The following is a 13538-nucleotide window of genomic DNA, read 5'->3' as shown; positions in this document are numbered from 1 at the left end:
CCGCCGGTCTCGCCGCGCTCCACCGGCGCCAGCCTGGCGACCTCCTCGGTCTGGCCGGCGGCCACCTTGCGGTCCACCAGCTTCATGATCTGCTCGCTGAACTCGTCGCGGTAGTCCTCGGGGTTCCAGGCGGTGCTCATGTCGTCCACCAGTTGCCCGGCCATGCGCAGCTCGCGCTCGGTGAGGCCGGCCTTCTTCGCATCGGCATCGGGCAGCGGCAGGTCTTCCCAGGAGCGGATGTCCGAGCCCCAGCGCAGCAGGTTGAGCACCAGGCCCGGCCCGGCCGGCACCAGCGCGGCCAGGTGCTGCTTGGTCTGGATCACCACCCGCGCCACGCCGATGCGGCGGCTGCGCTGCAGCGTCTCGCGCAGCAGGGCATACACCTTGGCGCCGCGGTTGATCGGCGCCACGTAGTAGGGCCGCTCCAGGTAGACGAAGGGAATCCCGTCGGCCGGCACGAAGCTCTCGATCTCGATGGTCTGCGTGGTGCGCGGGTAGGCGTCGGCGATCTCCTTGTCGCTCAGCACCACGTACTGGCCGCTCTCGTACTGCACGCCGCGCACGATGTGCTCGCGCGCGATCTCCTTGCCAGTCTTCTTGTTGATGCGCTTGTAGCCCACCGGGTCCATGCTGCGCTTGTCGAGCCAGTCGAAGTCGATGCCGCTGTCGCGCGTGGCGGAATACAGCGCCACCGGGATGTGGACGAGGCCGAAGCTGATCGCGCCTTTCCACAGGACGCGCGGCGCGGGGGCGGACGTGGCGGCAGTGCGGGAAGAAGAAGCGGATTTGGAAGCCATGGCGAAGACTCCTTCGATCCTCCACTCTAGGCAACCCGCCCGGCGGGCGGTGTAGGCGCGCAGGAGGCGCGCCCGTCTGTTGTCAGCCCAGCACGCGCTCGCTGCGCGTGGCGAAGTAGAACCACTCGCTGCCCGGCAGCGCACGCGCGTTGGGGAAGACGATGAAGCCGTCTCCCGGCGCCGCCACCACGGCGCCGTCGTGGCGCAGGCCGACCGCCTCGCCGGCGCACACGGCGTCGAAGGTGGCCCAGTCGCGCACGAAGCGGTCGCCCTCGTGCAGGCGGTCGGTCACGCCGGCCAGGCGCAGCAGGCGCGGCGCCGGCGGCGGCCCTTCGCCGGCCAGCGCGGGCGGCAGCGGCGCCATGCCCAGCAGCGCCAGCGTGCGGCGGATGGCGCGCCACGCCACCTCGGGCGCGGCCGGGTCGCGGTGCTGGCCGCACTCCAGCGTCACGCCGTAGCCGCCGCGGCTGCGGATGTACTCGTTGGTGCCGCAGCCGTAGCCCAGCGCCTCGGCCCCCGGCGCCGCGCCGCCGGCGCGCTGCGCCAGGCCGGCGGCGTAGATGTCCAGCCAGCCCTCGACCACGGTAGGCGTGCGCAGGTGCAGCGCCAGGCGGCCCTCCTCCGCCGCGCGGGCGAAGGGCTCCAGCGGGCCGTCGTTGTCGCGCGGGCCGATCATGGCGAAGGCCTCGCCGCGGCTCTCGAAGGAGTGCAGGTCCAGCAGCACCTCGTGCCGCTCGATGAGCGGGCACAGCAGGTTGGCCAGGCGGTCCTCGTTGTCCACCGGCACGGTGCGCGGCATGAAGGCGCGGTTGAGGTTGCGCTCGCCCTCGCGCGCCAGGCGGCGGCGCGCCAGCGGGTTGGCGATCGGCACCAGCGTGAGCTGGCCGCGCTGCAGCGCGAGCGTGCCGTCCGCCAGTTCGCCGAGCACGCGCTCGATGCCGGCCGTGCCGCAGGTCTCGTCGCCGTGCACCCCGCCCATCACCAGCAGCCGCGGCCCTGGGCGCAGGGCGGCGAAGCCGTGGATGCGCAGGGTGTCGTCGGCGGGGGTGGCGGGCATGAGCGAAGGGCGGCCTCAGCCGGCCAGCTGCGCCCGCATCGCGGCGATCACCGCCGCGTAGTCCGGCGCGTTGAAGATCGCGCTGCCGGCCACGAAGGTGTCGGCACCGGCCGCGGCCACGCGGGCGATGTTGTCGGCCTTGATGCCGCCGTCCACCTCCAGCCGGATGTCGCGGCCGCTGGCGTCGATGCGCTTGCGCGCCTGTTCGATCTTGCGCAGGGCCGAGTCGATGAAGCCCTGGCCGCCGAAGCCGGGGTTGACGCTCATGATCAGGATCAGGTCGATGTCCTCGATCACCCAGTCCAGCACCTCCAGCCCGGCGCCGGGGTTGAACACCAGCCCCGGCTTGCAGCCCGCCGCGCGGATGGCCTGGATGCTGCGGTGCACGTGGGTCGAGGCGTCGGGGTGGAAGCTGATGTAGTCGGCGCCGGCCTTGGCGAAGGCCGCCGCCAGCGCGTCCACCGGCTCGACCATCAGGTGCACGTCGATCGGCACCGCCTGGCCGGCGGGCGTCTTCGCGTGCGGCTTGAGCGCCTCGCACACCATCGGGCCGAAGGTGAGGTTGGGCACGTAGTGGTTGTCCATCACGTCGAAATGGATCCAGTCGGCGCCGGCGGCGATGACGTCGGCCACCTCGGCGCCCAGGCGGGCGAAGTCGGCGGACAGGATGGAGGGGGCGATGCGGTGCGTGGGGCGGCTCATGGGCGGGCATTGTCGCGGGATTGCCCGCAGACGGCCGGCCGGCGGCCGGTTGCTAACATCGGCGGCATGCCGCGCCCCGAGCACCCGATGACCGTGGAAGTGGAGCCGCAGTACCTTGCGGACCAGTCTTCCCCCGTGGAAGGCGTGTATACCTTCGCCTACACGATCACGGTGAGCAACGTGGCGGACTTCGCCATCCAGCTCATCGCGCGCCACTGGCTGATCGATGACGCCTCCGGCCACACACAGGAGGTCAAGGGCCTGGGGGTGGTCGGGCAGCAGCCGCTGCTCGCGCCGGGCGAATCCTTCCGCTACACCAGCGGATGCCGGCTGCGGGCGCCGCGCGGCACCATGCAGGGGAGCTATTTCGTGGTGAGCGAGAAGGGCGAGCGCTTCGACGTGCCCATCCCGCTGTTCGTGCTGTCCGCCGAAGGCGGCAGCGATCCGCACGCCGCCGGCGTGCCGCGCGTCCTGCACTAGCGGGCGCCGGCCCGCAGGCGTCCAGAGAATTCCGGCGTCGGCTGCGCAGGCCGGCGCATCCGTCTTGTCCTGCCGATGAATTTCTTCACTTCCGAACTGCTGGGCTTCTGGGCCGAATGGGTGCGCCCCACGGCCGGGCTGCCCACCGTGGGCTGGGCGCTGCTGGTGGCCGCCGCCGCCGCCGCCGGCCACCTGGTGCAGCGCTACATGGGGCTGCCCAAGGTGGTGGGCTACGCGCTGGTGGGCACGGTGGTCGGCCTGGCCGGCTTCGGCGGCGCGGTGTGGCCGCTGCGGGGCACGGCCCTGTTCCTGCTCGAGCTGGGCGTGGCCATCGTGCTGTTCGAGGCCGGCGGACGCCTGCCGCTGGGCTGGTTCCGCCACAACCCGATGGTGCTGGCGCAAAGCGTGGTCGAGTCGCTGCTGACCTATGCCGCCGTGTGGCAACTGCTGACCTGGCTGGACGTGCCGGAGCCGGTGGCCGGGCCGCTGGCCACCATCGCGCTGGCGGCCTCGCCGGCGGTGCTGATGCGCGTGGCCATCGACACCCGCGCCTCGGGCCCGGTGACCGAGCGCGCGATGGCGCTGGCCACGCTGGGCACTTTCTACGCGCTGGTGCTGGGCTATGCGCAGGCCAGCCTGGTGGAGCGCACGCCGCTGGGCCTGTTCGACCGCTTCTACCCGGTGCTGGTGGTGCTGGGTCTGTCCTTCGTGGTGGGGGCGCTGATGGCGCTGGCGCTGCGCTCGGCGCTGCGGGTGATGAGCCCGACCAGCGAGAACACCTCGATCCTGCTGCTGGCCATCATCGGCGCCGGCGCCGCGGTGACGACGCACTTCGGCGGCGCCGCGCCGCTGGCGGCGCTGATCGGCGGCGTGCTGCTCAAGCTGCTCAACCCGCGGCCGTGGGCGTGGCCGCAGCAACTGGGCACGGCCTCCTCGCTGGTGACGATGCTGATGTTCGTGCTGGTCTCGATGGTGGCGGCGCAGGCCGAGTGGAGCCGGCCGGTGGCCACCACCGTGCTGGCGCTGATCGTGGTGCGCACCATCGCCAAGATCGCCGGCGTGGCGCTGGCCAACCCGGGCAGCGGCGCGAGCTGGCGGCAGGCGGTGTGGGTGGGCTGCGCGATGTCGCCGCTGTCGTCCATCGCGCTCTTGATCGCCTCCAGCTTCGTCACCGCGTCGCCGCTGCTGGGCCACCTGGTCACGCAGGTGGCGCTGCCGGCCATCCTGGTGATGGAGGTGGTGGGCGCGGTACTGGCCACGGTGGCCATCCACGCCGCCGGCGAGAGCTCGCGCCCCTGGCGGCCGGAGGCCTTCCCGCCCGCGGAAGAAACGCAACGGGATACACAACGATGACGCCCTCGATCTTTTCCGACGCACCCGCCGAGGCGGTGCACGTGCCGGAGGCGCTCAAGAGCCAGGCCGACCGCCGCATGGTGCCGCTGGAACCCTTCAGCAGCTCCAAGGCGCTGTCGCTGGGCGTGGAGCTTGAGCTGCAGCTCGTCAACACGCACGACTACGACCTGGCGCCCTACGCCGAGGACATGCTGCGCGGCATGGCGCAGTTCAAGCTGCCGGGCAGCGTGGTGCCGGAGATGACCTCGAGCATGATCGAGATCTCGACCGACATCTGCCACTCGGCCGAGGACGTGCTCAGGCAGCTCACGCCCATCCGCGATGCGCTGGTGAAGACGGCCGACCGGCTCAACATCGCGGTGCTGGGCGGCGGCACGCACGCCTTCCAGCAGTGGCACGAGCGGCGCATCTACGACAAGCCGCGCTTCCGGCAGCTGTCGGAGCTGTACGGCTACCTGAGCAAACAGTTCACCATCTTCGGCCAGCACGTGCACGTGGGCTGCCCCGACGCCGACGCGGCGCTGCTCATGCTGCACCGCATGAGCCGCTACATCCCGCACTTCATCGCGCTGTCGGCCTCCTCGCCCTTCGTGCAGGGGCAGGACACGGCCTTCGACTCGGCGCGGCTGAACTCGGTGTTCGCCTTCCCGCTGTCGGGCCGCGCGCCCTTCACGCTGAGCTGGCGCGAGTTCGGCGACTACTTCGAGCGCATGACGCGCACCGGCGTCGTGCGCAGCATGAAGGACTTCTACTGGGACATCCGCCCCAAGCCCGAGTTCGGTACCATCGAGATCCGCGTCTTCGACACGCCGCTGACGGTGGAGCGCGCCGCCGCGCTGGCCGGCTACGTGCAGACGCTGGCCTCGTACTTCCTGCAGGAGCAGCCCTTCGTGCCGAGCGAGGACGACTACCTCGTCTACACCTACAACCGCTTCCAGGCCTGCCGCTTCGGCCTCGACGCCGTGTACGTGGACCCGGCCACCGGCGACCACCTGCCGCTGCGCGAGCACATCCTGCGCACCATGACCATGCTCGAATCGCACGCCAACACGCTCGACGCCACGCGCGCCTTCGCGCGCCTGCGCACCGACGTGGAGGCCAGCCACAACGACGCGCGCTGGCTGCGCGAGCGCCAGGGCAAGGAGCGCCTGCTGGCCGAGGTGGTGCGGCAGGCGGCGCAGCGCTTCCGCACGCCGGCGGCCTGAGGACGCGATGGGCGAGTTCGAGCTGATCGCGCGCCACTTCACGCGCCCGGTCCCGCCGGGCGGCGGCGTGGCGCTGGGCGTGGGCGACGACTGCGCGCTGCTGGCGCCGGCGCCCGGCATGCAACTGGCCGTCTCGTCCGACATGCTGGTGGAGGGGCGGCACTTCCTCGCCACCGTCGATCCGGCCGCGCTCGGCCACAAGGCGCTGGCCGTCAACCTGAGCGACCTGGCCGCCGCCGGCGCGAAGCCGCTGGCCTTCACGCTCGCGCTGGCGCTGCCCTCGGTCGACGACGCCTGGCTGGCCGGCTTCGCGCGCGGCCTGTTCGCGCTGGCCGACGCGCACGGCTGCACGCTGGCCGGCGGCGACACCACGCGCGGCCCGCTCACGATCTGCGTCACCGTGTTCGGCGAGGTGCCCGCCGGCGGCGCGCTGCTGCGCTCCGGCGCCCGGGCCGGCGACGACCTGTGGGTGAGCGGCACGCTGGGCGACGCGCGGCTGGCGCTGGAGGTGTTCCGCGGCACGCTGGCCGTGCCGGCCGAGGTCTTCGCCGCCGCCCGCGCGCGCATGGAGCGGCCCACGCCCCGCGTCGCGCTCGGCCAGGCCCTGCGCGGCATCGCCACCAGCGCCATCGATGTCAGCGACGGCCTGGCCGGCGACCTGGGCCACGTGCTGCGCGCCGGCGGCGTGGGCGCAACGCTGGAGGCCGACGCCGCGGCCGCGCGCGTGGCCGCGCGCGGCGCGCCCGGCATGGAGGCGTTCGACGCGGCGGCGTGGCGCAGCCTCGCGCTGGCCGGGGGCGACGACTACGAGCTGGCCTTCACCGCGCCCGCTGCGGCGCGCGCGGCCGTCGAGGCCGCGGGCCACGCCGCCGGCACGCCGGTCACGCGCATCGGCCGCATCGAGGCCGAGCCCGGCCTGCGCATCGTCGATGCGCAGGGTGCGCCGGTGACGCAGCGCTTCGCTTCCTTCGACCATTTCAGCGCAACAGAATGAGCGCCCAGCCCAGCAGCCCTCCTTCCCTGCCCGCACGGACCCGGCCCGACGCCGCCTTCCTGCGTGCGCATGCGGCCCACCTCATTGCCCTGGGCTTCGGCGCCGGCCTCTCGCGCTGGGCGCCGGGCACGGTCGGCACGCTGTGGGCCTGGGCCGCGTATGCGCTGCTGGGCCAGGCGCTGTCGGCGGCGGCCATCGCCGCGGTCATCGCCGTCTCGCTGGTGGTCGGCTGGTGGGCCTGCACCCTCACCGCGCGGCACATGGACGTGGCCGATCCGTCCAGCGTCGTGTGGGACGAGGTGGTCGCCTTCTGGATCGTGCTGTGGCTGGTGATGCCGGCCGGCTTCTGGGCCCAGGCCGTCGCCTTCGGGCTGTTCCGCTTCTACGACGCCGTCAAGCCCGGCCCGGTGGGCTGGGCCGACCGGCTGTGCAAGCGCCCGGCCGGCGCCGCGCCGCACGAGGGCTGGGGCTGGGCCGGCTTCGGCATCCTGTTCGACGACCTGGTGGCCGCCTTCTGCACGCTGCTGACGATCGCGGCGTGGCGCTTTTTCTTCTTCTGACGAGGACCCGGCGATGGACCTGGACGCACTCGACACCCCCGCCCTGGTGGCGCACCTGGCCGAGCGGCTGCAGGCGCAGGGCCGCATGATGGCCACGGCCGAGAGCTGCACCGGCGGCCTGATCGCCGCCGCCTGCACCGACCTGGCCGGCTCCAGCAACTGGTTCGAGCGCGGCTTCGTCACCTATTCCAACGCCGCCAAGACGGAACTGCTGGGCGTGGATGCGGGCCTCATCGCCGCGCACGGCGCCGTGAGCGAGCCGGTGGCCCGCGCCATGGCTGCCGGGGCGGTGGCCCGGTCGGCGGCGCAGGTCGCGGTGGCCGTCACCGGCGTCGCCGGGCCGGCGGGCGGCTCGCCCGACAAGCCCGTGGGCACCGTGTGGTTCGGCTGGAGCGTGGACGGCGCCGTGCAGGCCGAACGCCGCCGCTTCGAGGGCGACCGCGCCGCCGTGCGCGCCGCCACCGTGCACCATGCCCTGCGCGTGCTCGCGGGGTTGCTGGCACGCTGAGGCCATCTGGCTTACCCTGAACCTCGCGCGAACCGATTGGAGACTGCCCGATGAACACGCCCGCGAACGACGACCTGCGTTTCGTCCTCAACGCCGACCAGAGCCGCCACGAAGCCTGGGCCGGCGACACGCTGGCCGCGTATGTCGAATTCAGCCAGCTGGCCAACGGGGTGCTGTTCTCCCACACGGAAGTGCTGCCGGCCTTCGAGGGCCGCGGCATCGGCTCGGCCATCGCCCGCCACGTGCTGGACACGGCGCGGGCCGAGGGCCAGCCGGTCATCCCGGCCTGCCAGTTCATCGCCGGCTACATCCGCAAGCACCGCGAGTACGTCGACCTCGTGCGCCCCGAGACCCAGCGCGCTTTCAACATCTGACGGCGCGGCCGTCAATGCGTGGCGGTGGTCCACGCCATGCGGCGCAGCATCTCCTGCTGGCGCGCGGCCTCGGCCTCGCGCAGGCTGCGGGCGGCGCGGGCCGCGGTGTATTCGGCATAGAGCGCGTCGATGGCGCGCTCCCAGTCGTCGTCGGCTGGCGCGCCGGCGGCGGGCGGCGGGGGTACCTGCGCGATGCCAGCCTTGCGCAGGATGTCGGCCTTCTGGGCGATGGACAGCATGGTGGTGCGAGGTCGAGGGATGATGTTGCGAACGGTAACAACTGAACGCGCCATGCGCATCCACCACCCGGGTTAGTCCGGAGCCGGCCTTGCGCAATAGTGCCGAAGCCGGGCGTTCATCCTCACACCACTGTCGGCACCGCCGCGCCGTCCATCGACAGCACCGCGCCCGTGACGTAGCTGGCGCGCGCCGAGGCCAGGAACAGCACCGCGTCGGCGATCTCCTCCGGCTCGGCGATGCGGCCCAGCGGCAGCCGCTCGGCGGCGCGGGCCAGCGCCTCCTCCACCGTGCCGCCGCGGTGCCGGGCCTCGGCGGCCAGGCCTTCCTGCAGCCGCTCGGTGGCGGTGAGGCCGGGGTTGACGACATTCACCCGCACGCCGCGGCGCGCGTAGGCGTTGGCCAGGCCGGCGCTGGCCAGCATCAGCGCCGCGTTGGCGGCGCCGCCGGCCAGGTGGATGGGGCTGGCGACCTTGCCGCCCGCGCCCACCACGTTGACGATGGCGCCGCCGCCGCGCGCGGCCATGCGCTTGACCAGCGGGTCAATCATGTGGATGTAGGTGAAGTACTTGGCCTGCATGGCGGCGTGCCAGCGGGCGGCGTCCAGTTCGTCGGCCGGGGTGCGCCGCGCGGCGCCGGCGGCATTGACCAGCACGTCCACCGGTCCGTGCGCCTGCTCGATGCGGTCGAGCACCGCGACGGCGGCCAGCGGGTCGCTCAGGTCGGCGGAGAAGGTCGCCACCTGCAGCGCGGCGTCGGGCCGGGCGTCGGCCAGCGACAGCGCCGCCTCGGCCAACGCCGCCTCGTTGCGCGCCACCAGGCTGACGCGCGCGCCCTCGCGCAGAAAGCCGCGCGCGCAGGCCAGGCCGATGCCCTTGCTGCCGCCGGTGACGAGAACGTGCCTGCCTGCGAGTTCGAGATCCATGCGGCCATTGGGGCGCAGCGGGCGCGGGCTGTCAAACGCCCGATGCCAAGGCCCCACGCTTCCTGCCGGAACGCGGCGGCGCGGCTACGCGCCGTGGCACTTCTTGTACTTCTTGCCGCTGCCGCACGGGCACAGGTCGTTGCGGCCCGGCTCGTCGGCCCTGCGCACGGCCTGCACGCGCGGACCCAGGCTCTTCCAGAGCTGGCGCAGGTCGTACACCGCCCAGATCGCCTCGCCGAAGTCCTCCAGCCGCTGCTCGCTCACGGTGGGCGGGCCGTCCTCGGCGTACATGGAGACGGCCGGCGGCGCGGTGTCGTCGCCGGCCAGCACCTCGATGGCCTCCAGCGCATCCTCCAGCATGGCGGCGACTTCCTTGTCGCGCGGCGGCGCCCAGTCGTCGGCCCACTGCTCCACGGCCGCCAGGAAGCCCAGCGCCCACATCTGGCCGAAGGCGGGGATGTCGCCGTCGCCCGGCGCGTCGGCGCGCTCGTCCTCGGGCAGGGCGGCGATGGCGCCGCGCAGGTCCAGGCACTCGGGCTGCAGGCAGCGCTCGTCCTCCAGCGCGTCCAGGTCCGGGGCGTCCAGCGCGGTCTCGATCTGCCGCCAGCGGCGGCGCCAGCGCCAGACGAACTCCATGTGCTGCGCCGGCGAGAAGCCCTCGCCGAAGAGCGCCGGCCAGTATTCCTGCGGCTCGATCGGCCGGCGCGTGCAGACCATCGCCGTCATGAAGCCGTCGCAGAACTCCCACTGCGGCACCTCGGCGCCCTGCTCGCGCATGGCGTCGAGCTCGTCGTCGAGGAAGTCGAAATCGTCGGCGGAGAGAGGGGCCAGGGCGGCGTCGGCGGGTGGATCGGCTGTCATGGGAAGGCTCGAAGATGAGCGCCCTATCATGCAGCACGCAGCCACGCCCCGAAAGAAGATGGCCCGATGAACCCCCTGCCCCCCCTCCGCTACCTGAGCTTCGCCCTGTGCGTGGCCGGCCTGGCGGCCAGCCTGGCCGCAGCGCTGCTGGTTCCGCACCTGTGGGCCGCCTGGCTCGCACTGGCGGTGTTTGCGGTGCTCGCCGGCACCGGCGTGCACGACCTGCGGCAGACGCGCCATGCGGTGCTGCGCAACTACCCGGTCATCGGGCACCTGCGCTTCCTGCTGGAGTACATCCGCCCCGAGATGCGCCAGTACTTCATCGAGAGCGACACCGAGGCGGCGCCCTTCTCGCGCGCGCAGCGCTCGCTGGTCTACCAGCGCGCCAAGGGCGAGCCGGACAACCGGCCCTTCGGCACGCAGCTGGACGTGGGCCGCCACGGCTACGAGTGGATCAACCACTCGCTGCAGCCGTCGCGGCTGGACGGCCACGACTTCCGCATCGTCATCGGCGAGGACTGCGCCCAGCCCTACAGCGCCAGCGTGTTCAACATCTCGGCGATGAGCTTCGGCGCGCTGTCGGCGAATGCCATCATGGCGCTGAACCGGGGCGCGAAGCTGGGCGGCTTCGCGCACGACACCGGCGAAGGCTCGATCAGCCGGCATCACCGCGTGCACGGCGGCGACCTGGTCTGGCAGGTGGCCTCCGGCTACTTCGGCTGCCGCGACGAGGACGGCCGCTTCAGCGAGGCGCGCTTTACCGAGAACGCGCGCGACCCGCAGGTGAAGATGATCGAGATCAAGCTCAGCCAGGGCGCCAAGCCGGGCCACGGCGGCATGCTGCCGGGCGCGAAGGTGACGGCGGAGATCTCCGCCGCGCGCGGCGTGCCGGCGGGCGTGGACTGCATCTCGCCCGCCGCCCACAGCGCCTTCGGCACGCCGGTGGAGATGATGCAGTTCGTCGCCCGCCTGCGCGAGCTCTCCGGCGGCAAGCCCACCGGCATCAAGCTGTGCATCGGCCACCCGTGGGAGTGGTTCGCCATCGTCAAGGCGATGCTGGCCACCGGCATCGTGCCCGACTTCATCGTCGTCGACGGCGCCGAGGGCGGCACCGGCGCGGCGCCGGTGGAGTTCAGCGACCACATGGGCACCCCGCTGCAGGAAGGGCTGCAGCTGGTGCACAACACGCTGGTCGGCGTCAACCTGCGCCACCGCATCAAGCTCGGCTGCGCCGGCAAGGTGATCACCGCCTTCGACCTGGCGCGCATGATGGCGCTGGGCGCCGACTGGTGCAACGCGGCGCGCGGCTTCATGATGGCGCTGGGCTGCATCCACGCGCAGGCCTGCCACACCGGCAAGTGCCCCACCGGCGTGACCACGCAGGACCCGCTGCGCCAGCAGGCGCTGGTGGTGCCCGACAAGGCCGAGCGCGTGCGCCACTTCCACCAGAGCACGCTGCACGCGCTGCAGGAGCTGGTGCAGGCCGCCGGCCTGGCGCACCCGCGCGAGATCACCGCGCACCACATCGTGCGGCGCATCTCCGACACCGAGGTGCGCCTGCTGTCCAACCTGATCATGCAGGTGCAGCCCGGCGCGCTGCTGGGCCCGCTGGACGGGCTGTACACCGTGTTCCGCACCTACTGGCCGATGGCCAGCGCGCAGAGCTTCCAGCCGGTGGCGGCGGCAGCATGATGGACATGGCGGCCACGGCCAGGGAAACGCACGCCGGCGACTACGCCGCCTTCCTCGCCGCCACGCTGCCGCGGCAGACGCGCGGCGTCGCCTCCCACCGCCTGGGCGAGGAGCGGGTGTGGCTCAAGAAGGCCGGGCCGCGCCACAGCCTGCTGCGCTACCGGCTGCTGGCGCTGCTGGCGCGGGTGTTCCGGCTGGACGTGCTCACGCCGGTGCCCAACCTGGGCGGCGAGGCGGCCATCGCCACCGAGGCGCGGCGCCTGCGCGCACTGGCCGAGGCCGGCGTGCGCGTGCCGCGCGTGCTGGCCGAGCAGGCCGACGGCCTGCTCATCAGCGACCTGGGCGAAGGCGGGCGCGGCGCGCTGGTGTTCAACGAGCGGCTGGACCAGGCCGCCGCCAGCGGCCCGGCCGCGCTGCGCGTGGCCTGGCGCGAGGGGCTGGACGCCATCGCCGCCGTGCATGCGCAGGGCTGCTACCTGAGCCAGGCCTTCGCGCGCAATCTGATGCGCTGCCCGGACGAGGTGATCGGCTTCATCGACTTCGAGGACGACCCGGGCGAGGTGCTGTCGCTGGCCGAATGCCAGGCGCGCGACTGGCTGAGCTACCTGCATTCCACCGCGCTGCTGATCGACGCAGCCGCGCCGCAGGCCGCGCGCGCCGACTGGCACGCCGCGCTGGCGCCGGCCGACCCCGAGGTGCGCCACCGCATCGCCATCGCGGCGCAGCGCATGCGCTGGCTGCGCCGGCTGCCGCGCGGGCGCCGCTGGGGCCGCGACACCCAGCGCGTGCGCGCGGTGGCGCGGCTGCTGGCGCAGTGGCACCTGAGCCCGGCATCCAGCTCCTGACACGACGCCCCCGAGGACATCCGCCATGACCCTGCCTCCCACCCCGCCCACCGGCCTGCACGAAGGCGGCTGCGCCTTCGCCGACGGCGCCTACGTGCCGCTGTCGGAAGCGAAGGTCTCGCTGTTCGACTGGGGCTTCACCCGCTCCGACGCCACCTACGACGTGGCCAGCACCTGGGAGGGCGCCTTCTTCCGGCTCGACACGCACATGGACCGCTTCTTCGCCAGCCTGGAGAAGATGCGCATGTCGATCCCGTACAGCCGCGAGGCGCTGCGCGCCATCCTGCACGGCTGCGTGCGCGCCTCGGGCCTGAAGGACTGCTACGTCGCGATGGTGTGCACGCGCGGCGTGCCGCCTCCCACGAAGTACGGCGCGCGCGACCCGCGGCTGGCCGAGAACCGCTTCTACGCCTATGCCCTGCCCTACGTGTGGATCGCACCGCCCGACAAGCAGCGCGAGGGCATCGACCTGCACATCAGCGAGCGCGTGCGCATCGCACCCGAGTCGGTCGACCCGACGGTGAAGAACTACCACTGGATCGACCTGGTGCAGTCGCTGTTCGACGCCTACGACCGCGGCCGCGACACGAGCTGCGTGGTCGATGCGCAGGGCAACGTGGCCGAGGGGCCGGGCTTCAACGTCTTCATCGTCAAGGACGGCGAGGTGCGCACGGCCGACCGCGGCGTGCTGGAAGGCGTCTCGCGCCGCACGGTGATCGAGCTGTGCGGAAAGCTGGGCATCCCGCTGCGGGTGGCGCCGCTGCCGGTGGCCGAGGTGCGCGCGGCCGACGAGGTGTTCCTCAGCTCCACCGGCGGCGGCGTGCTGCCCATCGCGAAGCTCGACGGCGTGCCGCTGCCGTGCTTTCCCGGCCCCGTCACGCAGCGCCTGCACGACGCCTACTGGGCGCTGCGCAAGGAGCCGGCGTACCGCGACGAGGTGGACTACGG

Annotated in this window: 16 protein-coding genes; 10 read left to right on the top strand and 6 right to left on the bottom strand. The window is 72.9% G+C overall.

The window, feature by feature from the left end:
* The 3 genes from ACIY1X_RS12410 to rpe all read right to left on the bottom strand — a co-directional run.
* Nucleotides 1-797, bottom strand: a 797-nt coding sequence (locus ACIY1X_RS12410; RefSeq protein WP_399680863.1) for a Ku protein, incomplete at its 3' end; no start/stop codon positions are given.
* A gap of 82 nt (nt 798-879) precedes the next feature.
* Complete coding sequence (locus ACIY1X_RS12405; protein WP_399680861.1) at nt 880-1854, bottom strand: succinylglutamate desuccinylase/aspartoacylase family protein; 975 nt, start codon at nt 1852-1854, stop codon at nt 880-882.
* A 15-nt stretch (nt 1855-1869) separates the two neighbouring features.
* Nucleotides 1870-2556, bottom strand: coding sequence for a ribulose-phosphate 3-epimerase (rpe, locus tag ACIY1X_RS12400; RefSeq protein WP_399680860.1), 687 nt, complete (start codon nt 2554-2556; stop codon nt 1870-1872).
* 66 nt (nt 2557-2622) lie between these two features.
* Here rpe and apaG point away from each other — a divergent pair, with 66 nt between their 5' ends.
* The 7 genes from apaG to ACIY1X_RS12365 all read left to right on the top strand — a co-directional run bounded on the left by apaG (nt 2623) and on the right by ACIY1X_RS12365 (nt 8030).
* On the top strand, nt 2623-3036 hold the full coding sequence (gene apaG / locus ACIY1X_RS12395) for a Co2+/Mg2+ efflux protein ApaG (protein WP_038203929.1): 414 nt from the start codon (nt 2623-2625) through the stop codon (nt 3034-3036).
* A 75-nt stretch (nt 3037-3111) separates the two neighbouring features.
* On the top strand, nt 3112-4389 hold the full coding sequence (locus tag ACIY1X_RS12390; protein WP_399680859.1) for a cation:proton antiporter: 1278 nt from the start codon (nt 3112-3114) through the stop codon (nt 4387-4389).
* An 80-nt stretch (nt 4390-4469) separates the two neighbouring features.
* On the top strand, nt 4470-5594 hold the full coding sequence (locus ACIY1X_RS12385; protein WP_399680866.1) for a YbdK family carboxylate-amine ligase: 1125 nt from the start codon (nt 4470-4472) through the stop codon (nt 5592-5594).
* A 7-nt stretch (nt 5595-5601) separates the two neighbouring features.
* Nucleotides 5602-6588, top strand: a complete 987-nt coding sequence (gene thiL, locus ACIY1X_RS12380; RefSeq protein ID WP_399680858.1) for a thiamine-phosphate kinase — start codon at nt 5602-5604, stop codon at nt 6586-6588.
* On the top strand, nt 6585-7148 hold the full coding sequence (locus tag ACIY1X_RS12375) for a phosphatidylglycerophosphatase A (protein ID WP_399680857.1): 564 nt from the start codon (nt 6585-6587) through the stop codon (nt 7146-7148). Before thiL ends, ACIY1X_RS12375 begins: the two co-directional genes overlap by 4 nt.
* 13 nt (nt 7149-7161) lie before the next feature.
* Entirely contained in the window at nt 7162-7656 is a 495-nt protein-coding gene (locus ACIY1X_RS12370) for a CinA family protein (protein ID WP_399680856.1), read from the top strand.
* A 50-nt stretch (nt 7657-7706) separates the two neighbouring features.
* Complete coding sequence (locus ACIY1X_RS12365) at nt 7707-8030, top strand: GNAT family N-acetyltransferase (RefSeq protein WP_038203892.1); 324 nt, start codon at nt 7707-7709, stop codon at nt 8028-8030.
* A gap of 11 nt (nt 8031-8041) precedes the next feature.
* On the opposite strand, the gene ACIY1X_RS12360 is transcribed toward ACIY1X_RS12365, so the two are convergent.
* From ACIY1X_RS12360 to ACIY1X_RS12350, 3 genes are all read right to left on the bottom strand, one after another.
* On the bottom strand, nt 8042-8269 hold the full coding sequence (locus ACIY1X_RS12360; RefSeq protein WP_399680854.1) for a hypothetical protein: 228 nt from the start codon (nt 8267-8269) through the stop codon (nt 8042-8044).
* Between the two features lie 122 nt (nt 8270-8391).
* The gene (locus ACIY1X_RS12355; protein ID WP_399680852.1) at nt 8392-9192 is read right to left on the bottom strand and encodes an SDR family oxidoreductase; all 801 of its coding nucleotides are present in this window, start codon (nt 9190-9192) and stop codon (nt 8392-8394) included.
* A gap of 84 nt (nt 9193-9276) precedes the next feature.
* Complete coding sequence (locus tag ACIY1X_RS12350; RefSeq protein ID WP_399680851.1) at nt 9277-10053, bottom strand: UPF0149 family protein; 777 nt, start codon at nt 10051-10053, stop codon at nt 9277-9279.
* 66 nt (nt 10054-10119) lie between these two features.
* Here ACIY1X_RS12350 and ACIY1X_RS12345 point away from each other — a divergent pair, with 66 nt between their 5' ends.
* From ACIY1X_RS12345 to ACIY1X_RS12335, 3 genes are all read left to right on the top strand, one after another.
* On the top strand, nt 10120-11745 hold the full coding sequence (locus ACIY1X_RS12345; protein ID WP_399680849.1) for an FMN-binding glutamate synthase family protein: 1626 nt from the start codon (nt 10120-10122) through the stop codon (nt 11743-11745).
* Nucleotides 11742-12590, top strand: a complete 849-nt coding sequence (locus ACIY1X_RS12340; RefSeq protein WP_399680847.1) for a hypothetical protein — start codon at nt 11742-11744, stop codon at nt 12588-12590. Before ACIY1X_RS12345 ends, ACIY1X_RS12340 begins: the two co-directional genes overlap by 4 nt.
* A gap of 25 nt (nt 12591-12615) precedes the next feature.
* A partial coding sequence (locus ACIY1X_RS12335) for an aminotransferase class IV (RefSeq protein WP_399680845.1) occupies nt 12616-13538 on the top strand: 923 nt, incomplete at its 3' end.

This window comes from Xenophilus sp., assembly GCF_044462705.1.
Lineage (GTDB): Bacteria > Pseudomonadota > Gammaproteobacteria > Burkholderiales > Burkholderiaceae_C > Xenophilus > Xenophilus azovorans.
This window is presented reverse-complemented; position numbering and strand designations above follow the sequence as displayed.